Raw genomic sequence first — 23,361 nt, 5'->3', positions numbered from 1 at the left:
CCGCGTGTCGATCGTCGCGCCCGGTGAGGATCCCAGAAGCCTGCCAACTGCGTCCGGACGGTCATCGCTTCCGGCCGTCAACGTCGCATCGCGAGATCCGAGAGCTTGCGTGTGAGCACGAAGGTCATGGTGGAGAAGGCAGACTCGAGATTGACTTGAGAACGATTATCAATAGCGTTAGGTTGAGAAGTGTGATCCCCCCGACGCGTTTGATGCTGGCTATGACCCTGGCCGCCGCATCCGCTCTCGCGCTCGCGGGATGTGCGGGAACCGCCGCCGGCGGCGACGGTGGGCCCGTCGCGGTCGTCGCCTCCACGAGCGCGTACGGCCAGATCGCCGAAGCGATCGGAGGCGACCTCGTCGACGTCACCCCGATCATCTCGTCGGCCGCCCAGGATCCGCATTCGTTCGAGCCGAGCGCGCGCGACCAGCTGGCTGTGCGCCACGCCGACCTCGTCATCGAGAACGGCGGCGGCTACGACGCCTTCGTCGACGCGCTGATCGAAGCGAGCGGGTCGAAGTCCCCGGTGCTGACGGCCGTCGAATTCTCGTGGGACTGGCCCGGCGGAGCGGCCACCGAATCCGCAGACGGTCACGACGATCACGACCAGGATCACGGACACATCGACGGGTTCAACGAGCACGTCTGGTACGACGTTCAGGCGATGGGCGCGCTCGCCCAGGGCATCCAGTCCCAGCTCGAGGTGCTCGACCCCGGCCACGCAGCCGAGTTCGCGACGAATCTCGACGCCTTCATGGCCGGCATCGCCGAACTCGAGGACCGACTCGCGCGGATCGACGAGGCGCACGGCGGCACCGAGATCTTCGTGACCGAACCGCTGCCGCTCCACCTCACCGACGCAGCCGGGCTCGTCGACGTCGCTCCTGATGACTTCACGCAGGCGGTCGAAGAGGGCCAGGATGTCGCGCCCGCGACCCTTCTCGAAGCACTCAAGCTGCTGCGCTCGGACGACGTGGCGATCGTCATCGTCAACGCGCAGACCGGCGGCACAGAAACGACACTGGTGCTCGGTGAAGCCGACGCGCAGTCGGTCCCCGTGCTGGAATTCGCCGAGACGCTGCCGGCTGGCGACAGCTACATCGAATGGATGCAGGCGAACATCGCTGCCCTCACCGACGGACTCGCGCAATGACCCCGCCGCATCCGATGCCGCTCGAGATCACCGGCGCCGGACTGCGTCGAGGCGATCGTCGGCTGTGGGAGGGTCTGGATCTCGCCGTCGAGCCCGGCGAGCTGATCGCCGTGCTCGGGCCCAGCGGGTCGGGCAAGACGACGCTGCTGCGGGCGATCCTAGGACTCGAGGCGCTCAGCGAGGGCAGCATCCGCGCGCTGGGCGAGCCGGTCCGCGGGCGCGGCAACCGGCGCATCGGCTACATCCCGCAGCAGCGCCCGCTGCCGCCCGAGACGGCTCTGCGAGGCCGCGACCTCGTCGCGCTCGGGGTCGACGGCCACCGATTCGGCCTGCCGTTCTCGCGACGCGGCGACGCGCAGCGCATCGAGCGCCTGATCGATGCGGTCGGAGCCCGCGACTTCGCGGACGATCCGGTCGGGCTGCTCTCGGGCGGCGAGCAGCAGCGCCTGCGCGTCGGACAGGCACTCGCCGACGATCCGGGACTGCTGCTGTGCGACGAGCCGCTCACGAGCCTCGATCTCGCCAACCAGCAGGCCGTCGTCGAGCTCATCGACCGGTACCGCCGCGAGAGCGGCGGGGCCGTCCTGCTCGTGACGCACGACATCAACCCCGTGCTGGGCAAGGTCGACCGCATCCTGTACCTCGCCAACGGCAGGTTCATGCTCGGGCGACCGGATGAGGTCCTGAACTCCGAGGTGCTCACCGCTCTGTACGGTGCGCCGGTCTTCGTGCTGCGCGCCGGGGGTCGGCTGGTCGTCGTGGGTGCGCCCGACGCCGAGGAGTCGCATCACCATCACGAGCACGATGAGGCCGACGGATGAACTGGGCCGACATCTGGGATGCGATGTTCGCCGGGCTCCCCTTCTACGGCGAGATCCTCGGGCTCGTCTGGAACGCCGTCGTCGCGGGTGCCGTGCTCGGTCTCGTGGGCGGCCTCGTGGGCGTCTTCGTGATGCAGCGCGACATGGCGTTCGCCGTGCACGGCATCGCCGAACTGTCGTTCGCCGGTGCGGCGGCGGCGCTCCTGATCGGCGCCGACGTCGTGACGGGCTCCATCGTCGGGTCCCTCATCGCCGCCGCGATCATCGGCTGGCTCGGCGCGCGAGCACGGGACCGCAACTCGATCATCGGCGTGCTGATGCCGTTCGGGCTCGGGCTGGGCATCCTGTTCCTGTCGCTGTACGACGGCCGCAGCGCCAACCGGTTCAGTCTGCTGACCGGTCAGATCGTGTCGGTGCAGTCCGATCAGCTCGGCTGGCTGATCGCCATCAGCGCCGTCGCGCTCGCGGCGCTGCTCGTGATCTGGCGACCGCTGCGATTCGACTCGCTCGATCCGCAGTCGGCCGCTGCACGCGGAGTGCCGACGACAGCCGTATCGCTCACCTTCATGCTGCTGCTCGGGCTCATCGTCGCGGTCAGCGTGCACATCATCGGTGCGCTGCTGGTCATGGCGCTGCTCGTCACGCCCGCGGCCGCGGCCATGCGCGTCGCCACGGGACCGCGGTCGGTTCCACTGCTCGCGACGGCGTTCGGTTTCGTGTCGGCGGTGGGCGGCATCCTTCTCGCGGTCGCCGGCACGCTGCCCGTCAGTCCCTTCATCACGACGATCTCGTTCCTCATCTATGTCGTGTGCCGGGTCGTCGGCGGGCGGCGCGGCCGGGTCACGAGGACTGTCGCATGACAGGAACAGAGGGCAGGGGCGCCACCGCTGCTCCCGGCCGGGGTGGGCGCCCCGCGACTAGAATTCCAGGCATGGTGGTGCACCGGAACACCTGGCAGCGCGATCGAGTGCGCGAAGCGCTCTCCGACGCCAGTGGCTTCGTGAGCGCTCAGACGCTGTATGCGACGCTGCGCGACGACGACACCGGGATCGGTCTCGCGACCGTGTACCGCGCGCTCGCCGGGCTCGCCGCACAGGGCGAGGCCGACTCGCTGCAGAGCCCCGAGGGCGAGAACCTGTTCCGCGCGTGCACCTCTCCCGGACATCACCACCACCTGATCTGCCGATCATGCGGCCTGACGGTCGAGATCGCCGCGACGGATGTCGAACAGTGGGCGCAGCGCACCGCCGCGGCGCACGGCTTCACCGAAGCCGAGCACGTCGTCGACATCTTCGGCCTGTGCGCGTCGTGCGCGGCGGCGCCTGCGAGCGCTTGAGCGACCCGCCGGCGGCGACCGACTCCGCGGGCACGGTCCGCCCGGCGGTCCGCGCTGACTTCGAGGGACTGCCGGCGGATGTCGCGCCGCGCCTTCTGGGCGCGCACCTCACGACCACGGTGGCGGGCGAGATCGTCACCGTGCGGCTCTCCGAGGTCGAGGCGTACCACGGGCTCGGCACAGGATCTGTCCCCGATCCGGGGTCACACGCGCGGATGGGTCAGACCGCGCGCAACGCCACGATGTGGGGCGAACCCGGCCACCTGTACGTCTACCTGAGCCACGGCATCCATTCGTGCGTGAACGTGGTCTGCGGGCCTCCGGGGGTCGCGGGCGGAATCCTGCTGCGTGCCGGAGAGATCATCGAGGGGCAGGATGCCGCGGCCCGGCGCCGCCCGGCTGCGCGCTCGCCGCGCGACCTGGCGCGTGGACCCGGCCGCCTCGGCGATGCAGTGGGGCTGCGGCATCCGATCCATGACGGCATCGACGCCGTCACCGGTTCCGAGTGGCACGGCGCCGCCGCACGACTTTCGTTGCGCGCGCAGCCGTTGACCGGCATCGCAGCCGGACCCCGCGTCGGGGTCGCGGGCGTCGCGGGCACCGCGGCGTTTCCGTGGCGCTTCTGGATCGCCGGGAATCCCACAGTCTCGCCCTTCCGGTGGGGCCGCGGCGCCGAGCATTCCTGAGCAGGCCTCAGCGGAGGCTCGTCACGGCCGTGAAAGCCGCACGGAGCGCTCGCATGCGCCGCTCGTAGCGTGCCGCGATGTAGATGAGCAGCGCGCCGCCGATGCCGAGCCACAGCCACCACGGCACGATCGCGTAGACGTCCGAGATCCAGGGCCAGAGCTGGCTGACCGCGTGCACCAGCACGACGACCGAGCCGAGTATGAGCGGCGCCTGGAGCCGCCACACGGCACCCACCACGATCAGCGCGATGGCGACGACCCCGAGAGCGACCACGCGCCACAGGCTGGTGGTGCCGAAGTCGTATGCGAGCGAGGGGATGAGCAGCAGTGCAAGCCCCGGGCCCAGGGCGGGCCAGGTCCGCAGCGCGGACCGTCGCCGCAGCTCGCGGGCGCCTACGAAGAGCATGCCGAGCGCTGCAGGAACGGTCACGAGCTCGATCGGACGGACGGCGAAGACCACCAGCGCAACGAGGCCGAATAGTCCGGCCGCCACGGCCGCCGTCGGAGCGAGTGCCGCACCGACGCGCGAGCGCAGGATCCAGCCGAGGATCCCCACGATGACGAGTGCGGTCATCGTAAGAACGGTCCGCATCTGATCGCCATCGCCGGTGCCGAGCAGGATCAGCTCCGCCGCGGCGAAGAGGACGAGCGCGGTGGAGAAGGTCACGCCCACGGCCGTCGCGACACCGGAGGAGGTGGTGGACCGGAGCGCCATGACACCGATCGCCACGAGTATGCCCACCCCGGCGACCGCCCAGAGATCGGGCTCCACGCCGGTCCCGGCGAGGGTGGCGACCTGAGCGAATCGGAGGGCGATCGCGACCAGGGCGGCGATGAGGCCGCCGACGGCAAGCACCCCGCCGAGACCCGCCCAGCGGGGCCAGCGCAACAGGAAGGCGCCTCCGACGCCGATCGTCCCGGCGATGACGGCGGTCAGGGATGCCTGGACGAGCTCGCCCTCCGATTGGACGGTGACCACTCCCACGAGAAGTGCCGCCCCGGCGCCGGCGAGCGCCGTCGATGCGATCGGCGGCGCGTCCGACTCGCTCATCCAGACCATCGTCGCCGCGACCAGCAGCGCACCCACGCCGGCCGCGATCGCAGCGAACTCCCGGGATTCGACGTTCCCCGCGAACAGCGCCCGCACTCCCATCGCCAGGGCGCCGGTGGTCAGGACGATCGCGGAGGGGGTCTTCAGCCCAGTCGAGTCGGCGATCGGGGCGACGAGACATCCGATAGCGGCGAGAAGCGTGCCGGCGATGACGAGCCAGGTCCTCGGGTCGTTCGGCTCGGCGACGACGCTCGGTGCGACCGCGATTGCAAGGCCGGCGAGCCAGGCGAACAGCTCACGGCCGGGCCACGGCTCTCCGGCGCGAGCGCGCCGCCATATCGCGAGGGCCGCGCCGCCCAAAAGCATGCCGGCGATCGGCAGGCTGACCAGTTCGACCGCGTCGACGTCGCCGAGGACGAACGCGCCGCCGGCCGCGACAACGGCACCGGCGAGGGCGGTCCATCGGGTGGCGGCGCCGAGCGGGTCTCGGTGCAGCGCGGACGCGGCGAGGTGAAGCGCACCCTGGACGGCGATCGCCACGGCGACGACGACCCCTTCGTCGAGCGATGGGATGACCGCCAAGGCCGATGTCGCCAGGGCGAGCGCCGGCGCGAGGACGGCGAACCACCGCTCCGGCACGAACGACACGGTTCCTGCGCTGATCGATGCGAACGACGCCTGCTGTGCGAAGGGTCGCAAGAAGCCCAACGCCGCGGCGTATGCGGCGCCGACCAGCAGCAGCAGCCATCCGGTGCCGGCCGGGGTCGTGAGTGCTCGGTCGACGGCGACGATCCCGAGGCCGACGATCGCCACCACCGCGCCCGCGATCGCCGGAACCCGCACGCGACGCGCCGGCGTCCACGCGACCAGCGCCGTCAGGGCGGCCGCGACGGTCGCGACGGCGGTGCCGCGCACGGGCGAATCCGAGCCGACGGCGACGCTCGCCAGAGCGGGCAGGACCAGCCCGAGCGTGAAGGATGCCGCCACGGCGATCGTCGCCTCCACGCCCCGTCGCAGCCAGACCAGCACCACCGCGAACACGAGCAGCCCGACGGCCGGCGGAACGGCGAACGCCTCGATCTCGTAGGAACCCGCACCGTCGAGCCAGACCCACAGGGCGAGTGTCGCGGCGGCGAACGCGGGCCAGGCGAGCAGTCGGCGTGGCGCGCGTGTGAGCGGCAGTCCGACAGCTCGCGTCTCGGGGACGCCGACAGCGCGGCTCGTCGCCGGTGCCGCCCAGCCGCGGGTGATGGATGCCCCGGCCAGCCCTACGGCGATCGTGAGGAGCATCGCCCAGTCGACGTCCGACGGGACGACGCTGCCTGCGGCCACGAGCGTCGCGAGCGCGCCGACGTCGGCGCACCGGCGCGCGAGCGTGGCGTAGGGCGCCGGGCCCGCTTGCGATGTCGCAGGCTCCGCGCTCGGCGCGGCATCCGTCGATGCCGCCGCGCCCTCGGCGACGCCATACATCCGCCGGGGGACCAGAGCGCCGAGCCAGACGACGGCCACGGCGGCCCCTGCGACGAAGAGCGCGGTCGGGCCTTCATCCGTGACGCGAAGGGTCTCGAGTACGCCCACCACAGCGCAGGCAGCCGCCGGTGCCAGCAGCACTGCGGCCCCCAGCGACGTCAGGGGATCGATGCGCGTCCGCACCAGCGCGACCACGACGAGCAGCACGAGCAGTGCGGCGGCTCGGACGATCGCGAGCAGGGGCTCGCCGATGGATGCCGACGCCGTTCCGGCGCCCGCAGGTTCGGACAGGAAGGCGAGCAGTGAGATGCCGAGGAGGCCATACGACGAGATGGCGAGCGCGGCGCGGCTCGGGGAGTCCAGGCGTAGGGCGACGGCGCAGACCAGCGCGCCCGCTGCCACCCATTGCAGCAGCTTGAACGCGGCCCGCGTGTCGACCTCGACATCGAACGCGGCTCCGATGGCGGCGGGAGCGATGAAGGCGGCCACCGCAGCTACCGCCACTGGCGCGAGTGCAAGCAGGACGGCTCCCTCGGCTTTGGGGCGAATGAGAGCCCGCGCCGTGATCGGCACCGCGATGGCGACGACCACGCCGATCCCCCACAACCACGGAGCGGCCAGGCCGGCGATGAAGGCGGTGAGCGCCGCGAGGCCGGCAACCACTCCCCATCCCATCGGCGCGAGGCTGCGGGCGGGAAGTGCGAGGCGGGCGAGCGCGATTGCGGCGAGTGCGACAGCCGTGGCCACGATGAGGATGGGGATGCCCGTGCCCATGACACCGACGAGCACGAGGATCGCGCCCACGATCGGCCGCACGTCCCGCAGGACCGGGCGGGCGAGAGCGGGTGCGAAGAAGAGCAGCGTCGAGACGATGATCGCCGCGAGCGCTCCGAGCATCGCCGCCGTGGTGTCGGAGGCGATCGGAGCAGTGAACACGGGTGTCCGCCACATCCCCCAGTCCACGCCGAGCGCCTGCTGGGCGCGGAGGGCCGACGCCGTCAGCAGCACGATGAGACTCAGCGCGCCGAAGATCGCGCCGCTGATCCGGGCGGCGACGAACGCGGCCCCCCGCCGCGCCCATCGATCGAGTCCCACGGCGACGGTCACCGCGATGACCGGAGCGACGAGCTCGGCGTAGACCGGCAGGGCGCTTTGAGCGGCCACCTGCCAGCCCAGCGTCGCCGTGGCCGCGGCCGAGACAGCACCGGCCGCAGCCTCGAGTGCCCGCGACGCCGGCAGAGGCTCGGCGTCGGGTCGCGTTCGCAGAAGCAGCACATACGCGATGCCCAGCACGATGACGCTCACAGCCAGCATGAGCTGCACGGGTATTGACTCGAGGCCGAGGGCGAGCATTGCGCCGGCTCCGACCAGACCCGCCATACCGAGCACGGCGAGTGCCGTGTGCTCCGGCACGGAATCGGTGCGCGTTCGGGCCGCGGACCATGGCGCAGGCAGCGCGAACGCGAGCCCGCCGATCGCTGTCCCGACGAAGCCGGCCGCGAACGCGCCCGCGGTATCGAGCGGAACGAGCCCTGCCACGAGCAGGCCGACGCCCGTGGGGAGGGCGAGCGTCGCGGCGAGGTCGGGGCCGCGCAGCCGCGAGAAGACAGCCCACGCGCGACACACCGCGGCGAGCGCGAGTGCGGCCACTCCCGCATAGACGACGGGGTCCATGCCTCCTGCGCCGAACAGATCGTTCGCGCGCACCGCCCAGCCGTCCAGTGCCAGAAGGATGACGCCCAGACAACCGATTCCCTCGGCGGTCGCCGTCAGCGACCACCGCCGAAGCAGCGCGGCCGCGGCCATCGTCGCGAGAGTGACACCGCCGATGATCAATGCGCGCATCCCGATGTCGGCGATGTTCCAGGCGAGTACCAGGAAGAAGATCGCCGCGATACCCACGAGTGACACGCCGACGATCAGCAGCAGCACCGGCACGCTGAGCCGACGCCGTGGCGGCTGGGACGGGGCGGATGCCGCAGCCCGCGTCATCGGCGGCTCGGGGGGCGGGGCGACCGCACCGGCCTCGGCCCTCGGCTCGACCACCAGCTCGCCGGCGGGCTCGCCGCCGACGGTGATCGTGACGGCGATCGACTCAGCGGCGGGTTCCAGCAGGGCCGCGAGCGTAGCGACTGAGGCCACTTCGGGCCGATCCGTCGCCGACCATGGCTGCTTCGGCGGCGAAGGCTCCGGCGCGAGCCGATGTTCGGAGCGGATCGTGCGGATCAGACCCTGTCGCTCGGCCTCGAGAGACACCATGCTGCGCCCGATCTCGAGCAGTCGAGGAGCCCGCGGATCCGCGAGCACGAGCCCGCAGTTCGAGCAGGTCATCGCCGTGAGATTGGACCAGCAGCTCGGACACAATCCTCTGTCCGCGAGCACGTGGGGGAAACCCGGCCACATTGACGCGTCATCAGCTGAATCAGACATCTGCACTCCTCCTTTGGAGTTGCGGTGCCCAAATGATTCCATACTCCGGATGCCGTATTCCGTATATGTGATCCGGTTGTGCACAGTCCAAGACGGGCCGGTGGTCTTGGTCGCGGCATCCCCCGTGCTAGACTGACTCTTTGTCTGCGCGCACTCCAGCACGCAGTTCGTGCTTCGATCAGCCCGCCAATCAGGCTCGTCGAAGTGCAGACAAGGGATCTTGGGTGAGGCCGTCCGGCCCCACGGTATTAAGGAGACATCACTATGGCAGCAGTGTGCCAGGTGACTGGAGCGGTTCCCGGCTTCGGTCACAGCATCTCGCACTCGCACCGCCGGACGAAGCGCCGCTTCGACCCGAACGTGCAGAAGAAGACCTACTTCGTTCCGTCGCTGGGTCGCAACATCAAGCTCAACGTCTCGGCGAAGGGCATCAAGGTCATTGACGCACGCGGCATCGAGTCCGTCGTCAAGGACCTCCTCGCGAAGGGTGTGAAGCTCTGATGGCGAAGAAGGCTCAGGACGTCCGTCCGATCATCAAGCTGCGTTCGACCGCCGGCACGGGGTACACCTACGTGACGCGCAAGAACCGCCGCAACAACCCTGACCGCATCGTGCTGAAGAAGTACGACCCGGTCATCCGCAAGCACGTCGAATTCCGAGAGGAGCGCTGATCCATGGCTAAGAAGAGCAAAATCGCCCGCAACGAGCAGCGTCAGGTGGTCGTCGACCGCTACGCCGCAAAGCGTGCCGAGCTGAAGAAGGCGCTCGTGTCGCCGGAGTCGACCGACGAGCAGCGCGAGGCCGCACGCCTCGGCCTGCAGAAGCTGCCCCGCAACGCGTCGCCGGTGCGCGTGCGCAGCCGCGACGTCATCGACGGGCGCCCCCGTGGTGTCCTCACGAAGTTCGGCATCTCGCGTGTCCGCTTCCGTGACATGGCACACCGTGGCGAGCTGCCCGGCGTGACCAAGTCGAGCTGGTAGGCATCAAGACTCGGTCCCTGAGCCTGTCGAAGGGCAGTGACCGCTGAGCTTGAGCGAAAGGCCCGGAGTTCCTCGGAACTCCGGGCCTTTCGGCATCCGGGCAGTCGATGATGGAGGCATGCCCCTGGATCCGTTCTTCGAAGAGCGGCTGCGCGTGCATCGGCGGTACCTGCTCGGGAAGGCTCTGAGCGCCGTTCGTGGGCGCATCTCCGCGCTGTGGCCCTTCCAGCGCGAGAGTCCGGCCGGGTCCGGCGCTGATGAACCCCGGAAGACCGGCGGCGCGAGCGCCCCGGCCGTGAGCACGCCGACGCGCACGCGGGCCCGCCACCGACGCGCCGCGCTCGCATGGGATCGCAAGGAGCTGCAGACGGTCGGCACCGCCGGGCCAGTGGTCCGCACGGCCGAGCATGTGGTCGCCGTGGGCGGTCAGCCGGACGTTCGCGTGCGCATCTATTACCCCGGCATCGAGCACGCCGGCGCTGTGCCCGCGTGCCTGGCGTTCTTCGGCGGAGCCTTCCGCATCGGCGGGATCGACTATCCCACAACGGATGCCGCCTTCCGACGTCGTGCCGTCGATGCCGGAATCGCGATCATCGCGGTCGACTACGCCCTCGCACCGGAGCACCGCTACCCCACACAGGTCGAGCAGGCGCACGCCGCCCTCGTCTGGCTGTTCCAGCACGCCGAAGAACTCGGTGTCGATGCGGAGCGGATAGGCGTCGCCGGAATGTCGGCCGGCGGCGGCATCGCTGCGGCGGTCACCCTGATGAACCGCGATCGCCTGCGGCTGCCGCTTCGCCTGCAGGTACTCGAGGTGCCCGTGACCGACTTGACCGGACGACACCTCGACTTCCGTGCGACCCGGGCCCTCGGCATCCCGACCCTCATCGCCGTGCGCGAGCTTCGCTCGGTCGCCCGCACCTACCTGCCCATCGACGCCGATGCTCTCGAGGCCTACGCCTCTCCGTTGCGCGCTCCGTCCCATGCCGGACTCCCGCCGGCGGTGATCCTCACCGCCGAGTACGACCCGCTGCGCGGCGATGGCGCCGCGTACGGTGCCGCGCTGCGTCGGGCGGGCGTCGAGGCGAGTGTCGTGCAATACCTCGGTGTGACCCACGACATCGCCATCTTCACCGGAGTGCTCGATTCCGCGCGGCGCTGGCATTCGGACGTCGTGAGCGCTCTGCGGCGGCTGTACGAGGACTGACCGGCCGGCGGACACGGCACAGGGATCTCAACGTGAGAAGGCCCCGGGGTCTGAAACCCCGGGGCCTCTTCCCCGTGGTGGCGGCTCCTACTTCGCCGTCTCGGTGATCGCGTGCGAGGTCGCCCACTCGAGCGCGTAGTCCGCGATCTCCTCCCAGCCGTCCTGGCTGACCAGGCGGTGGGTGCGGCCGGGGTATGTCTTGTAGTCGACGATCGCGGGGCTTCCGGTCGCGTGGTACTTCTTCACGATGGCCTCGCCGATCGCCGGCGGCACCACGTGGTCGATCTCACCGGTGATGATGAGGAGCGGCGCGCGATCCGTGCGGGCGTAGTCGACGTGCGTCACGCCGCCCTTCTCGTTGAGCACGGAGAGCACTCCCTCGAAGAACACGCGGTTGTAGGAGTTGACGGCGTACTCCTCCCACAGCTTGTCGGACTCGGCGCGGGGCAGGTCGTTGCCGAATGTGAAGTGGAAGTGGCGCTTCGAGAGCGGCTTGGCACCGTTCTTGCCGAAGGGGTTCGAGAGGATCGGGGTTCCGGTCCACAGCGTCGACAGCGGCAGCGCCGTGACTCCGGCGGTCTGGCCGGGGGCGACACCGACGTAGGCGACCCCGAGTCCGCGGTCGGCGAGCATCTGGGTGATCACGCCACCGAACGAGTGCCCGATGATGATCGGCTTCTCGGGGAGGGCGCGGATGATGCGCTCGTAGTTGTCGGCGATCTGCTTCAGGCCGATCCCCTTGAGTGCCTCGGGGTTCTTGCGGATGTCCTCGACGGTGCGGTCATCTATCCCGGGCCAGCCCGGGACGATGACGTCGTGTCCGGCGGCGCGGAAGCGGTCGGCCCAGGTGTCCCAGCTCTTGGGGGTCATCCAGAGTCCGTGGATGAGGACGATCGGGGTCTTGGTCGTGGCGGCCATTGGTTCTTCTCCTTGAGGTATTGCGGTGGGTTGTCGTTGCGGAGCTTCAGGTTCCGGATCCTTTGCGGTCCCGGGGTGATACTCTGATAGTAGACCGAACGTTCTATCTACACAAGTCCTTCCCCAAACAATTTCCTCTGACGCCCAAAGTGGCACGATGGGAGACCGAGGAGCAATCATGAGCACCACCACTGCAACGGCGGGAAACTCGCGCCCCTCTCCAGCGAGGCAGCGACTGCTGGATGCTGCGACAGACCTGTTCTATGGCGAAGGCATCCACTCCGTCGGCGTCGATCGGATCATCGAGGCTGCCGGTGTCACCCGCGCGACGATGTACAAGCAGTTCGACGGCAAAGAAGGGCTCGTCCTGGCGTACCTCCAGGGCGAGGACCAGCAGCTGCGGACGCTGTTCGTCGACGCGGCCGGCCTCTCGGATGACCCCGACATCCTGTTGGATGCCGTCGTCTCCGGGATCGAGGCCGACATCCGTCACCGTCACACGCGAGGATGCCCCTTCATCAACGCGGCCGCCGAGTACCCGCACGCGGGACCTGTGCGCACCCTCATCTCCGATCACCGTGGGTGGTTCCGGGCGACGCTCGAGCAGCTGGCGAGCGCGGCTGGCCTCTCCGAGCCCCCCGAGGTGGCTGAATCGCTCGTGCTGCTGCGCGACGCGGCGCTCGTCGGCGGCTACCTCGACGGGCACGATCGGGTCGCCCCGGCCTTCGCGCGCACCGCGCGCCAGGTCATCGCCGCGCACCGTCACTGAGCCGCCGCGATGGCCACGAGAAGGGGCCACAGCGGCCACACGAGTCACACCAGCCCCCGACACGCCGCGCGGATGACGGAAAAACCGCAGAAATCCGCGGAATCGTGGGGGAAGTCAGGTACATTCAAGGCGGTCGATCCGACCAGCCGGGGGGCGCGAGCGCCCCGGTCCAAGCAATCAAAGGGTGGCGTCTCAGCCCCCTTGGAGGACAATCCACATGGCCGACAAGTCCATCACCAAGACCGAACTCGTCGCGAGCATTGCGAGCGCGACCGGGCAGAGCCAGTCCGCCGTGTCGGGCGTGCTCGATTCCCTCTTCGCCACCGTCTCCGAGGCGGTCGCAAAGGGCAGCAAGGTCTCGATCCCCGGTTGGATCTCGTTCGAGCAGGTCGCGACGTCGGCCCGCACGGGCCGCAACCCGCAGACGGGTGCCGAGATCAAGATCCCCGCGGGCAAGCGCGTGAAGGTCACCGCGGGCTCGAAGCTGAAGGCCGCTGTCAAGTAGGCACTGTCAAGTAGCACCGTCAAGTAACACTCAGGTGTGAGGAAGGGGGATGCCACGGGGCATCCCCCTTCTTCGTGCCCGCCGGCATCTCCCCCTCCCACCCTCACGGTTACGGACGCGACACGCCGCGCCCCCGACGTCCGGCGCGGCGTGTCCCGGCCGTAACCGGTGGGGGGCGGGCGAGGGCAGGTGCCCAGCGCACGACGCTTAGGCTGGGACGGTGAAGCCGCGCGCGCTGCGGGCCGCCGGGCCCGCGATCCTCGTCGTGACCGCGCTCGTGGTCATGGTGTGGGCACTGGCGTACGGCGGCGGCGCGGCGGCCCTCGCGATCGGCGACCCGGGTCCGTTCGTGCGCTGGGGGCTTCCGGTCGCTCGGCTGTTCGTCAACCTCTCGGCCGCGGGCATGGTCGGTGTGCTCGTCACCGCGCTGTACACCCTGCGCGCCGGCGAGCGCGAGTTCGACGTCGCGCTGGATGCGGCATCCGTCTCTGCGGCGATCTTCACCGTCTCGGCCGCTGCCACCGGCTTCCTCACCTTCGTCGACGCCTTCAACCCGGCGATCAGCGCGGGTCCGGAGTTCGGAGCGCAGCTGGGCCGATTCCTCGTCGAGACGGAACTCGGGCGCACCTGGCTGATCACGACGGTCGCCGGAGCCATCCTCACGGTCCTGACCTTCGCCGTCAGGTCGTGGACGGCGACGTTCTTCGTCGCGCTGCTGGCGCTCGCCGCGCTCGTGCCGATGGGCACGCAGGGGCATTCCGGTGCCGAAGCCGACCACAACGAGGCGGTCATCGCCCTCGTACTGCACATCATCGCCGCGGCGGTGTGGCTCGGTGGCCTGATTCTCATGGTGCTGGTGCGCCCGGTGCTCGGACGCCGCGCGACCGCCGTCGCGCTGACCCGGTACTCGAGCATCGCGCTCGTCGCGTTCATCATCGTCGCCGTCTCGGGCACGGTGCGGGCTGTGATCGGGCTCCGGTCGTGGGAGGCGATGCTGTCGCCGTACGGTCTCATCCTGAGCGTCAAGATCGTCGCCCTGATCGCACTGGGCGTGCTCGGGGCCTGGTACCGCCGGCGGCTCATCGCCCGCCTCACGGAGGATGCGTCATCCCGCCGGTTCTGGACGCTCGTCGTCTTCGAACTCGCCCTGATGGGTGCGGCCGCCGGCGCTGCCGTCGCTCTCGCCCGCACACCGCCGCCCGTGCCGGGCACGGCTCCGGTGACTCCCTCGCCCGCCGAGCGCCTCACCGGTGCGCCTGTGCCGCCCGAGCTCGCGCCGATCGACTGGATCACCGCGTGGAACGTCGATCTGCTGTGGGCGCTCATCGCCGCCTTCGCCGTCTTCTTCTATCTCGCCGGCGTGTGGCGGATGCGCAGGCGGGGAGACGGGTGGCCGATCTATCGCACCATCTTCTGGGTCCTGGGTCTCGCCCTGCTCGTGTGGGTGACCGGTGGAGTGGTCAACGTCTATCAGGACTATCTGTTCAGCATGCACATGGTGGGCCACATGCTGCTGACGATGGCGATCCCCATGCTGCTCGTCGCGGGAGCGCCGGTCACCCTTGCAGCCCGAGCCGTGGTCCGGCGCGACGACGGCACCAGGGGCGGTCGCGAGTGGATCTTGTGGGCTGTGCACTCGCCGGTCGCCCGCGTCCTCACCAACCCCTTCGTGGCGGCCGGGCTGTTCATCGGATCGCTGTGGGTCTTCTACTTCACGGACTTCTTCCGCTGGTCGCTCTACGACCATCTGGGTCATGAGTGGATGACCGTCCACTTCCTCGTCACCGGCTACCTCTTCGTGCTCACCCTCATCGGCATCGACCCGGTGCCCTACCGGCTGCCGTACGCCGGCCGGCTGCTGCTTCTCATCGGCATCATGGCGATGCACGCGTTCTTCGGCATCGCGATCATGTCCCAGTCGGGACTCATGGTCGCCGAGTGGTTCGGATCAATGGGCCGCACATGGGGACCGACGCCGCTCGAAGACCAGTACACCGGGGGCGGTGTCGCGTGGTCGGTCGGGGAGATCCCGACTCTGATCCTGGCGATCACCGTCGCGATCCAATGGAGCCGAAGCGACGATCGAGATCAGCGTCGTAGGGATCGGCACGCCGATCGGACGGGGGATGCCGAGCTCGAGGAGTACAACGCGCGCTTGGCCGCACTCGCCGAGCGGGACGCCCGGGCGGGCCGCTGACCCCAGCGGCATCCACGGTCGGGTCAGCCGGACCCGGGTTGCGGGGGGTCCGGCGGAGCGTCGGGCGTGTCGTCCCACTTCGTCCCCTCGAGATCGCCGCGGATGGTGCCTGTCAATTCGTCCACGGCTGCGCCGACCGTTGGCGCGAAGCGGTCGGGCGTGAAGCGCTCCGTCATCCCGTATCGACGCAGCACGTCGACGACGGGCCCTTTCATCTCCGCGAAAAGGAGCCGGATGCCGTGCGCCGAGAGGAAGTCGTCGAGTTCGACGAGCTCATCGATCGCGGTCGTGTCGATGTCCGTGATGGGCTCGGACGCGAGGATCACGGAGTGCACACCGGGCCCCGCCGCCCGCACGCATGAGCGCACCCAGTCGTCGAACGTCGCACCGTTGGCGAAGAACAGCGGTGCGTCGAACCGAACGATCACGATGCCGGGGATGCGCGACCCTTGCGGATTCCGTGACAGGTCGTGGTATCCCCTTCGGCCCGGAATGCGGCCGAGTTCTGCTCGGTAAGGTCGCCACGAGCGGATGACGAATGCAAGCAGCGACAGGCCGATCGTCACGACGATCCCCTGAAGGACGCCGAACACCACCACCCCGAGGAACGCGGCGGCCGAGAGCGTGGCATCCACGGTGTCCATCCGCACGAGCCTGCGCACGCCGCGCACATCGATGAGACCGACTGCCGCGCTGATCACGATGGCCGCGAGCGTGGCTGAGGGGAGGAACGCCGTGAGGCCGGGAACCAGGAGGATGAAGGCGAGGATGACCACCGCACCCACGACGCCCGTGAGCTGGGTGCGGGATCCGGCCTGCTCGGCGACGGGCGTGCGCGACGACGACGCCGAGACGGGGAACCCGCCCAGCAGGCCTCCTGCGATGTTCGCGAGGCCTATCCCCGACATCTCCTGGCTTCCGTCGACTGTCTCACCACGGCGCGCGGCGAACGTGCGCGAGAGCACGGCACTGTCGGTGAACGCCACGAGTGCGATGCCCGCCGCGGGCAGCGCGAGCGCGCCGACATCCGCCCACTGCAGTCCCTCGAGCGCGGGAGCCGGGAGTCCCTGCGGCAGCGCACCGACCACGGGGAGTGCTTCCGCGAGGCCGAAGATCGCGGTCACGGCCATCGCGACGACGACCACGACGAGCACTCCCGGCACGGGCGAGCGAAGCCACTTGAGCGCGAAGATCACGATGAGCGAACCGACCCCGAACGCCGTGGCGAGCGGCTGCACCTCGCCCAGCCTGATGCCCGTGAAGCTGGCGACCACCTCCTGCCAGACCGACTCGGCGTCGATCGAGAAGCCGAGCAGCTTGGGGATCTGCGAGATGATCACGATCAGCGCGATCGCGTTGAGGTAGCCGACGCGGATCGGCTTCGACAGCAGGTCGGTCACGAACCCGAGCCGCAGAATCCCTCCGATCAGCAGCAGCAGGCCGACCATGATCGCCAGCAGACCCGCGAGCGCCACCGCGCGTTCGCTGTCGCCCAAGGCGAGCGGCAGGATGGACGCGGCGATGATGGGTGCCAGTGAGGAATCGGGGCCCAGGACGAGGATCCGGGACGGACCGAACACCGCATACGCGATCAAGGGCACGATGGTGGCATAGAGACCCGTCTCAGGCGGGAGCCCGGCCACTTCTGCGTAGCCCATGCCCGCCGGGATGAGCAGTGCCGTCACGACGAGGCCGGCACGGAGGTCCGGCCACAGCCAGGCGCGCCGGTAGTTCCTTGCCGTGCCGACGCCCGGCAGCCACCGACCTATCGCGTTGGTCATCGCCTCGCGCCTCCCGATCCACATCATGGCGGATAGAGACCGCGGTGTGGCGGTCGCGTCGTGCGCGGCATCCGATCAGAACGTGTCGGGTCCGCTCACCGCGATGGAGGCGCTGCCATCGGGCAGCACCGTGATCGCCGCGGTCACGAGGAAGGGAACGTCCTCGCTGACGTGCCTGATCGATCCGTCGAACAGGGACTGGATGTCGACCTCGATGTGGGCGACAGCATCCGTCGCAGGGATCTTCCACCCGCCGCCGTCGGGGTCGACACTGACGGCGGGCTGGGCGGCGATCGACCAGACGGGTGTCGAGGCGATGCGGTCGGCGACCACGAAGCCGAACGGGCACCCGGTCGGCTGCAGCACCTCCTGGGTCGCGCAGGAGGTGAGGAACTCCGCCACCCGGCGCTGCACGATCGCCACGAACTCCTTCGTCGCCGTCGCATGAACCTGCACCGGCACCTCGGTGAACGGACTGTCCGACAGGATGGCGACCCCCGGTGTCTCGGACAGCTGCGTGTCGACGGACACCGAGTAGACGCCCGGCGAGAAGACGAGGAGCGGAACCGGCACGAGCGGATTGGCATCCGCTCCATCAGGTGACACCTGGCGCTTGTCGATCGAGAACCCGTTCACGTCGAACACCATCGAGCCGGTCACGGTGAGGTCTATCACGGCGAGCGGACTGGTGGCGAAGCGCCACGTCGGGGCGAGGCCGATCGACCCATCGCGCACCACGTCGAAGGTGGTCGTTCCGGGGTAGTCGCCCGCACGGTATTCGACGGTGACGCGGGTCACGTCGCCATCGGGCTCTTCGGACAGGACGCGGATGCCGGTGAGCGCCGCGAGCGCGTCGTGACGCAACAGCGCCTGTGACGCGTTCTCGGGCAGGCGCGCGGCATCGAGTGCGGCCGAGTCGACGGCCACACCGGGAACAGCGAGCGCCTCGGCCGCTCGACCGTCCGAGAGCAGCTCGAGGTAGCGCTCGACGAACGCCGTGGGGCTGTAGTACTCACGGGAGACGGCCGAGACTGCGGCCCACATCGCCGCGACGAGCAGAATGCCGACGATCCCGAGCAGCGTCAAGTCGACGGCGAGGCGGGCCCGGGTGCGACCGGGTGGTGTGGCGGGCTCGGGCTCCGGGCGCTGAGCGGTGGCGGTCGTCGCCGACGCGTGATCGCCCGCCGTGTCCACCGCCCCCTGGTCCACGCCACAAGTCTATGGACGGGCACCTGAAAGATGTCTCCGCGGGCTGTGGATGCCGCGCCCGGCGCCCCGCGGCGCTGGTTAGCATGAGTCGGTGACCGCGCCCGCCCTGTCCCCCGAGCAGGAGGCGCTGTTCCGGCTCATCGAGGACACCCGCGAGCACGTGTTCGTCACCGGCCGCGCCGGCACCGGCAAGTCCACCCTGCTGCAGCACCTCGCATGGAACACCTCGAAGCAGATCGCGGTGTGCGCCCCGACGGGCGTCGCCGCGCTGAATGTCGAGGGCCAGACGATCCACTCGCTGTTCCGGCTGCCGATCGGTCTCATCGCGAACGGTGAGATCGACCAGTCCGATCCGACCCGCCGCATCCTGAACGCGATCGACACGCTCGTCATCGACGAGATCTCGATGGTCAACGCCGACCTGATGGATGCGATCGACCGGGCGTTGCGCCAGGCCCGGGGCCGCAAAGCCGAGCCGTTCGGGGGCGCACAGGTCGTCATGTTCGGCGACCCCTATCAGCTCGCGCCGGTGCCGCCGCGCGGCGACGAGGCGCACTACATCCGCGACCACTACCGCTCGTTCTGGTTCTTCGACGCCAAGGTGTGGGTCGGCGAGGCGGCCGGCGACGGCCTCATCGACGTCGGCTCGTACGGTGCGGAGCTCCACATCAGGGAGCTGGTCGACATCCATCGGCAGGCGGATCCGGCGTTCAAGGCGATGCTGAACGCCGTGCGCCACGGGCGCGTGACGGCTGACATCGCGCAGATCTTCAACGACACCGGCTCCCGCACGCCGCCCGAGCCCGTCGACGGGGAATCCCCGCTCATCACGCTGGCGACGCGCAACGACATCGTCAACTCGATCAATCGCCGCCACCTCGATGCCCTCGCCGGCCGCTCGCAGACCGCGGTCGCCGAGATCACGGGGGACTTCGGACGCGGGGATGCCGCCTACCCCGCCGACAAGGAGCTGCAGCTGAAGGTCGGGGCGCAGGTGATGTTCCTGCGCAATGACACGGGTTCGTTCGGTGAGCCGCCTCGCTGGGTCAACGGCACGATCGGCACGGTCACGCGCATCGCGGGCGGAACAGTGCGCGTCGAGGTGGAAGGCGACGAGTTCGACGTCGAGCCGACGGTCTGGGAGCGATTCCGCTACGCGTACGACGCCGGCTCGAAGTCGCTGACGCGCGAGATCGTGGCCGAGTTCACGCAGTTCCCACTGCGGCTGGCGTGGGCGGTCACGATCCACAAGTCGCAGGGACAGACGTACGATCGGGCCGTCATCGACCTCGGCTCCGGTGCGTTCGCGCCGGGACAGACCTACGTCGCACTCTCGCGGCTGACATCGCTCGACGGCCTCTATCTGTCGCGGCCGCTGCGACCGAGCGACATCCGCGTCGATCCGGATGTGCAGCGGTTCATGGCGTCCGCGCTGCGGCCGTCGGCCTCCTGACACTGCGGTTGTCGAGCCCATCCTTTCCGCGCCAACCCACCCGCTCGGTCGCGCCGAACGGATGGGCTCGGCGAAAAGGAGTGGGTTCGCCAGCAGAATGCGGGCGCGGATGCCGGTGCTCAGGCGACCTGCGACTGCTTCGCACGCGCGAGATCGTCGAACAGCTCGGTGTTGAAGCGGTAGGCGAGCAGGACCTCGTCGATGACCCGCGCCTGCTCTTCGGCATCCCACGGTGCGGCATCCAGCTGTTCGCGATAGACCTCTTTGAAAGCCTTCGGGTCTGCGATGTCGGCGAAGAGGTAGAACCCGATGCCGTTCGCCTCGAACCCGAAGCGACGGGCCATGAGGCGGCCGATGAACTGCCCACCCGAGAGGTCGCCGAGGTAGCGTGTGTACTGGTGCGCGACGAAGCCGCCCGGCCAGGTCGCGCCGACCATGTTGATCCGATCGACGTAGCGCCGCGTCGTGGGCAGCGGCGTGATGTGATCACGCCAGTCGGCGCCGATCAGAAACTCGAGGTCGGCCTCGAGGGCCGGCATCCGCGTGAGCTTGTCACTGATGAAGACCGACGCCACCGGATCGCGGCGCATCTGCTCGGCCACCCGCTCGAGTGCCTCATAGATGTACCAGTGCTGCACCACGAGCGCGGTGTAATCCGCCCGCGTTCCCTCGCCCGACATCAGATCGGCCATGAATCCTGCGTGCTCGCTGCCGGAGTGCGCTCCACTCGAGCGCTCGCGGAGCGCCGTGGAGAACGGGATCGGGTCGGGCATGGCGCAAGTCTAGAAGACTTAGGGCATCCTTACCTAGTCGATCTCGGCACCGGTCAGGCGTGCGCTCGTGGTTCGAGCCCGAGCCGTCGGCATGCCTCGTCGTAGAGCGCCACGATCTCTCGGCGAACCTCGGGGCGCTGGGTGATCCCGCCCGCGGGCCAGGGGATGCTGACCTCGATCGTCTCGCCGCTGCGGAGCTGCGCATCCCACCGGCCGCCCTCGCCGTCGAAGTCGGTCATCGTCGCCGTCACGATGTCGCTCGTCGGCCCGAATGCCTTCGCGATCAGCAAATTGTCGTCGCCATGGTCGGCATTCATGTGGCCGAGAACTCCCGCGCGTGCGGCGTCGTCGAATCGGTGGGGCATTTCAACAGCCTAAGGAGGTTGAATACGGGAACGACACACGGTGTGTTTGAATCATTGCACTACACCGGGGGGTGAGATGCGCATAAGTTCCACACGACAGCACCGTGCTGTCGCCATCCTCGTCGCGCTGGGGCTTGTGAGTGGTCTCGCCGGATGCGCCGCCGACAACCACGTCGATCTGGACTTCCCCGCTCAGTCGGATGCCGCCTTCCCCGACGAGACCGCCGCGCAGCTGCAGGCCGCGGTGGAGTTCGCGATGGCCGCCACCGGATCGTCGGGTGCCGTCGTCGGCGTGTGGGCGCCGTGGAGCGGCAGCTGGGTGACCGGAATCGGAACGCAGCACCCGGGCGATGACGAGGCGGTCACCGCAGACATGCAGTTCCGGGCGGGCAAGATCACCCGGGCGATGACGTGCGATGTGCTCTACGCCGTGGCCGCCGAAGGCAAGGTGAGCCTCGATGACAACGTGTCGGACTACGTCGCAGGGGTTCCCGAAGCCACGGGCGTGAGCCTTCAGGAACTGTGCAATGGCACATCGGGGATCGGCTCGTTCGCGAAGCAGCTCGGGCCGCTCTGGCTCAGCAACCCCTCGAGAACGTGGGATCCCCGCGAACTCGCCAGCTACGGTCTCGGCCAGAAGCGGCTCTTCGATCCGGGCAAGGCATACGCCAGCTCGGATGCGGGATACGTCCTGCTCGGCCTGGCGCTCGAGCGCGCCACCGGCCAGCGCGCGGCCGCCCTGATCGACCGGTACGTCGTCGACCCGCTCGACCTCGCCGGCACGGAACTGCCCTCGCCGAGCACCGTCGAGCCCGGATCCAGCGGTTCGGTGCTCAGCGGAACCGTGTCTCTGACCGGCAAGAACGGACTCGACTGCGCAAAGCCTCGCGACATCACAGAACTGTCGTCGAGCGTCGGCTTCACCGACGCCGGCGTCGTATCGACCATCGCCGATCTCGGCAGGTACGGGCGGGCGCTTGCGGCGGGAGCATTGCTGCCGGACGGCATCGACCGCTTCGCCGACCCGATCGCACCCTATGCGAAGGCGCCGGCGTGGTACACCGCGACGGGCGGGACTTTTCAGGCTGGATCCTTGATCGGGCAGTTCGGCAAGGTGCCCGGGTACCTGCCGGCGGTCTTCTCCGACCCTGACTCGGGTCTCACCGTCGCTGTCGTGCTGAACAACTCGGCCGCGTCGAGCGATCTCGTGGCGTTTCTCGCCTGGCAGCTTGCCGCCATCGCATCGAAGGCGCCCGCCGCGGCGGGAGAGACCGCTCCGGAAGCAGGTCTGCCGTGGACCGCCTCGCAGTACCACGACATGATCGCGAAGGGCGCCATCTGCCCGCTCCCGACCCAGTGACCAGCGGGCCGTGACGCCCCGCGCGGGGACGACTCCCGCCATCCTGCTGGTCATCGCGGGGCTGGCGTGCCAAGAGGTCGGGGCGTCGCTCGCGGTGCTGCTGTTCCCCGAAGTGGGCCCGCTCGGCATGGTCATGCTGCGCCTCGTGTTCTCCGCGGTGCTCCTGCTGGCGATCGCCCGTCCGAGCATGCGCGGTCATTCACGCGATGCCTGGCTCGCCGTGGCCGGCTTCGGCGTGGTGCTCGCCGCCATGAACGGCCTCTTCTATCTCGCCCTCGAGCGCCTGCCGCTCGGCGTTACAGTCACGATCGAGGTGCTCGGACCGCTCGTGCTTTCGATCGTCGCGAGCCGCCGAGCGTCGGCCTGGCTGTGGGCGCTGCTCGCCCTCGTCGGAGTGGTCGCCCTCGGCGGTGGAGGCTGGGATGACCTCGACGCCCTCGGGGTGCTGTTCGCACTGGGCGCGGCGACGAGCTGGGCCTTCTACATCCTCGCCTCCGCTCGCGTCGGACGCGCCTTCCCCAAACTCGATGGCCTCGCACTCGCCATGACGGCGGGCGCGCTGCTTTCTCTGCCGTTCGGAATCGCGGATGCCGGTGCCTCGCTGCTTCGCGTCGACATTCTCGCCATCGGGGCTGCGGTCGCCCTGCTGTCGTCGACCATCCCGTACGCGTTCGAGCTCATCGCCCTCCGGAGGCTGCCGGCGGCAGCGTTCGCGATTCTCATGAGCCTCGCACCGGCGACCGCGGCGCTCGCCGGATTCGTCTTCTTGGATCAGACGCTGGGGTGGCTCGAGCTCGTCGGCATCGGGCTGGTCATCACCGCCAGCATCGGCGCTGTGCGCTCTTCGGGGCGTGCTGCGCGCGAAGCGGCCGAACCGCTGGCGTGACGTCGTCGCT

General features: G+C 69.4%; 21 protein-coding genes. 15 read left to right on the top strand and 6 right to left on the bottom strand.

Going from position 1 to position 23,361, the window contains the following annotated elements:
• The first annotated feature begins 221 nt into the window (after positions 1-221).
• From ABD188_RS03555 to ABD188_RS03535, 5 genes are all read left to right on the top strand, one after another.
• A complete protein-coding gene (locus ABD188_RS03555; RefSeq protein ID WP_344058585.1) occupies positions 222-1,154 on the top strand; it encodes a metal ABC transporter solute-binding protein, Zn/Mn family in 933 nt (310 codons plus the stop codon).
• Positions 1,151-1,975, top strand: coding sequence for a metal ABC transporter ATP-binding protein (locus ABD188_RS03550; protein ID WP_344058583.1), 825 nt, complete (start codon positions 1,151-1,153; stop codon positions 1,973-1,975). The genes ABD188_RS03555 and ABD188_RS03550 overlap by 4 nt, the downstream gene beginning before the upstream one ends.
• On the top strand, positions 1,972-2,835 hold the full coding sequence (locus tag ABD188_RS03545) for a metal ABC transporter permease (RefSeq protein WP_344058581.1): 864 nt from the start codon (positions 1,972-1,974) through the stop codon (positions 2,833-2,835). Before ABD188_RS03550 ends, ABD188_RS03545 begins: the two co-directional genes overlap by 4 nt.
• Before the next feature lie 74 nt (positions 2,836-2,909).
• Positions 2,910-3,311, top strand: coding sequence for a Fur family transcriptional regulator (locus tag ABD188_RS03540; protein ID WP_344066847.1), 402 nt, complete (start codon positions 2,910-2,912; stop codon positions 3,309-3,311).
• Positions 3,308-3,997 carry a DNA-3-methyladenine glycosylase gene (locus ABD188_RS03535; protein WP_344066844.1) on the top strand — a complete coding sequence of 230 codons (690 nt, stop codon included), beginning with the start codon at positions 3,308-3,310 and terminating at the stop codon, positions 3,995-3,997. The genes ABD188_RS03540 and ABD188_RS03535 overlap by 4 nt, the downstream gene beginning before the upstream one ends.
• Before the next feature lie 7 nt (positions 3,998-4,004).
• Here ABD188_RS03535 and ABD188_RS03530 read toward each other — a convergent pair whose 3' ends face one another.
• Positions 4,005-8,849, bottom strand: a complete 4,845-nt coding sequence (locus tag ABD188_RS03530) for an SCO7613 C-terminal domain-containing membrane protein (RefSeq protein WP_344058579.1) — start codon at positions 8,847-8,849, stop codon at positions 4,005-4,007.
• A 363-nt stretch (positions 8,850-9,212) separates the two neighbouring features.
• Here ABD188_RS03530 and rpmB point away from each other — a divergent pair, with 363 nt between their 5' ends.
• The 4 genes from rpmB (at position 9,213) to ABD188_RS03510 (ending at position 11,135) form a co-directional block, all read left to right on the top strand.
• A complete protein-coding gene (gene rpmB, locus ABD188_RS03525; protein ID WP_344058577.1) occupies positions 9,213-9,449 on the top strand; it encodes a 50S ribosomal protein L28 in 237 nt (78 codons plus the stop codon).
• Positions 9,449-9,619 carry a 50S ribosomal protein L33 gene (rpmG, locus tag ABD188_RS03520; RefSeq protein WP_005051772.1) on the top strand — a complete coding sequence of 57 codons (171 nt, stop codon included), beginning with the start codon at positions 9,449-9,451 and terminating at the stop codon, positions 9,617-9,619. The genes rpmB and rpmG overlap by 1 nt, the downstream gene beginning before the upstream one ends.
• Positions 9,620-9,622: 3 nt before the next feature.
• The gene (rpsN, locus tag ABD188_RS03515; RefSeq protein WP_344058575.1) at positions 9,623-9,928 is read left to right on the top strand and encodes a 30S ribosomal protein S14; all 306 of its coding nucleotides are present in this window, start codon (positions 9,623-9,625) and stop codon (positions 9,926-9,928) included.
• A 118-nt stretch (positions 9,929-10,046) separates the two neighbouring features.
• Positions 10,047-11,135, top strand: a complete 1,089-nt coding sequence (locus tag ABD188_RS03510) for an alpha/beta hydrolase (protein ID WP_344058573.1) — start codon at positions 10,047-10,049, stop codon at positions 11,133-11,135.
• A gap of 87 nt (positions 11,136-11,222) precedes the next feature.
• Here the strand turns inward: ABD188_RS03510 and ABD188_RS03505 are convergent, their stop codons facing one another.
• A complete protein-coding gene (locus ABD188_RS03505; RefSeq protein WP_344058571.1) occupies positions 11,223-12,053 on the bottom strand; it encodes an alpha/beta hydrolase in 831 nt (276 codons plus the stop codon).
• A 178-nt stretch (positions 12,054-12,231) separates the two neighbouring features.
• Here ABD188_RS03505 and ABD188_RS03500 point away from each other — a divergent pair, with 178 nt between their 5' ends.
• The 3 genes from ABD188_RS03500 (at position 12,232) to ABD188_RS03490 (ending at position 15,524) form a co-directional block, all read left to right on the top strand.
• Positions 12,232-12,822 (top strand): TetR/AcrR family transcriptional regulator, encoded by a 591-nt coding sequence (locus ABD188_RS03500; protein WP_344058569.1) that lies wholly within the window; start codon positions 12,232-12,234, stop codon positions 12,820-12,822.
• Positions 12,823-13,039: 217 nt separating this feature from the next.
• Positions 13,040-13,327, top strand: coding sequence for an HU family DNA-binding protein (locus ABD188_RS03495; RefSeq protein ID WP_344058568.1), 288 nt, complete (start codon positions 13,040-13,042; stop codon positions 13,325-13,327).
• A 220-nt stretch (positions 13,328-13,547) separates the two neighbouring features.
• Positions 13,548-15,524 (top strand): bifunctional copper resistance protein CopD/cytochrome c oxidase assembly protein, encoded by a 1,977-nt coding sequence (locus ABD188_RS03490; RefSeq protein ID WP_344058566.1) that lies wholly within the window; start codon positions 13,548-13,550, stop codon positions 15,522-15,524.
• Positions 15,525-15,547: 23 nt separating this feature from the next.
• On the opposite strand, the gene ABD188_RS03485 is transcribed toward ABD188_RS03490, so the two are convergent.
• The gene (locus ABD188_RS03485; protein WP_344058564.1) at positions 15,548-17,305 is read right to left on the bottom strand and encodes a SulP family inorganic anion transporter; all 1,758 of its coding nucleotides are present in this window, start codon (positions 17,303-17,305) and stop codon (positions 15,548-15,550) included.
• 75 nt (positions 17,306-17,380) lie between these two features.
• Positions 17,381-18,514, bottom strand: coding sequence for a hypothetical protein (locus tag ABD188_RS03480; RefSeq protein ID WP_344058562.1), 1,134 nt, complete (start codon positions 18,512-18,514; stop codon positions 17,381-17,383).
• A 91-nt stretch (positions 18,515-18,605) separates the two neighbouring features.
• Here ABD188_RS03480 and ABD188_RS03475 point away from each other — a divergent pair, with 91 nt between their 5' ends.
• Positions 18,606-19,967 (top strand): ATP-dependent DNA helicase, encoded by a 1,362-nt coding sequence (locus ABD188_RS03475; protein ID WP_344058560.1) that lies wholly within the window; start codon positions 18,606-18,608, stop codon positions 19,965-19,967.
• 119 nt (positions 19,968-20,086) lie between these two features.
• Here ABD188_RS03475 and ABD188_RS03470 read toward each other — a convergent pair whose 3' ends face one another.
• A complete protein-coding gene (locus tag ABD188_RS03470) occupies positions 20,087-20,740 on the bottom strand; it encodes a biliverdin-producing heme oxygenase (protein ID WP_344058558.1) in 654 nt (217 codons plus the stop codon).
• Positions 20,741-20,793: 53 nt separating this feature from the next.
• Positions 20,794-21,105: a DUF2470 domain-containing protein gene (locus tag ABD188_RS03465; protein WP_344058556.1), complete on the bottom strand. Its 312-nt coding sequence runs from the start codon at positions 21,103-21,105 to the stop codon at positions 20,794-20,796.
• Between the two features lie 76 nt (positions 21,106-21,181).
• Between ABD188_RS03465 and ABD188_RS03460 the strand changes: the two genes are divergently transcribed.
• Complete coding sequence (locus ABD188_RS03460) at positions 21,182-22,465, top strand: serine hydrolase domain-containing protein (protein WP_344058554.1); 1,284 nt, start codon at positions 21,182-21,184, stop codon at positions 22,463-22,465.
• A 10-nt stretch (positions 22,466-22,475) separates the two neighbouring features.
• Positions 22,476-23,351 carry an EamA family transporter gene (locus ABD188_RS03455; protein WP_344058552.1) on the top strand — a complete coding sequence of 292 codons (876 nt, stop codon included), beginning with the start codon at positions 22,476-22,478 and terminating at the stop codon, positions 23,349-23,351.
• Positions 23,352-23,361: the final 10 nt, after the last annotated feature.

The organism is Microbacterium pumilum, assembly GCF_039530225.1.
GTDB lineage: Bacteria > Actinomycetota > Actinomycetes > Actinomycetales > Microbacteriaceae > Microbacterium > Microbacterium pumilum.
Note: the sequence above shows the minus strand (reverse complement) of the source record. Positions and strands in the feature narration are given on the sequence as shown.

Coding starts and splice junctions, on each gene's coding strand:
- rpmB (WP_344058577.1), top strand. CDS start 9,213: ATGGCAGCAGTGTGCCAGGTGACTGGAGCGGTTCCCGGCTTCGGTCAC.
- rpsN (WP_344058575.1), top strand. CDS start 9,623: ATGGCTAAGAAGAGCAAAATCGCCCGCAACGAGCAGCGTCAGGTGGTC.
- ABD188_RS03555 (WP_344058585.1), top strand. CDS start 222: ATGACCCTGGCCGCCGCATCCGCTCTCGCGCTCGCGGGATGTGCGGGA.
- ABD188_RS03470 (WP_344058558.1), bottom strand. CDS start 20,740: ATGCCCGACCCGATCCCGTTCTCCACGGCGCTCCGCGAGCGCTCGAGT.
- ABD188_RS03460 (WP_344058554.1), top strand. CDS start 21,182: ATGCGCATAAGTTCCACACGACAGCACCGTGCTGTCGCCATCCTCGTC.
- ABD188_RS03545 (WP_344058581.1), top strand. CDS start 1,972: ATGAACTGGGCCGACATCTGGGATGCGATGTTCGCCGGGCTCCCCTTC.
- ABD188_RS03530 (WP_344058579.1), bottom strand. CDS start 8,849: ATGACCTGCTCGAACTGCGGGCTCGTGCTCGCGGATCCGCGGGCTCCT.
- ABD188_RS03510 (WP_344058573.1), top strand. CDS start 10,047: ATGCCCCTGGATCCGTTCTTCGAAGAGCGGCTGCGCGTGCATCGGCGG.
- ABD188_RS03550 (WP_344058583.1), top strand. CDS start 1,151: ATGACCCCGCCGCATCCGATGCCGCTCGAGATCACCGGCGCCGGACTG.
- ABD188_RS03465 (WP_344058556.1), bottom strand. CDS start 21,105: ATGCCCCACCGATTCGACGACGCCGCACGCGCGGGAGTTCTCGGCCAC.
- ABD188_RS03505 (WP_344058571.1), bottom strand. CDS start 12,053: ATGGCCGCCACGACCAAGACCCCGATCGTCCTCATCCACGGACTCTGG.
- rpmG (WP_005051772.1), top strand. CDS start 9,449: ATGGCGAAGAAGGCTCAGGACGTCCGTCCGATCATCAAGCTGCGTTCG.
- ABD188_RS03500 (WP_344058569.1), top strand. CDS start 12,232: ATGAGCACCACCACTGCAACGGCGGGAAACTCGCGCCCCTCTCCAGCG.
- ABD188_RS03495 (WP_344058568.1), top strand. CDS start 13,040: ATGGCCGACAAGTCCATCACCAAGACCGAACTCGTCGCGAGCATTGCG.
- ABD188_RS03485 (WP_344058564.1), bottom strand. CDS start 17,305: ATGACCAACGCGATAGGTCGGTGGCTGCCGGGCGTCGGCACGGCAAGG.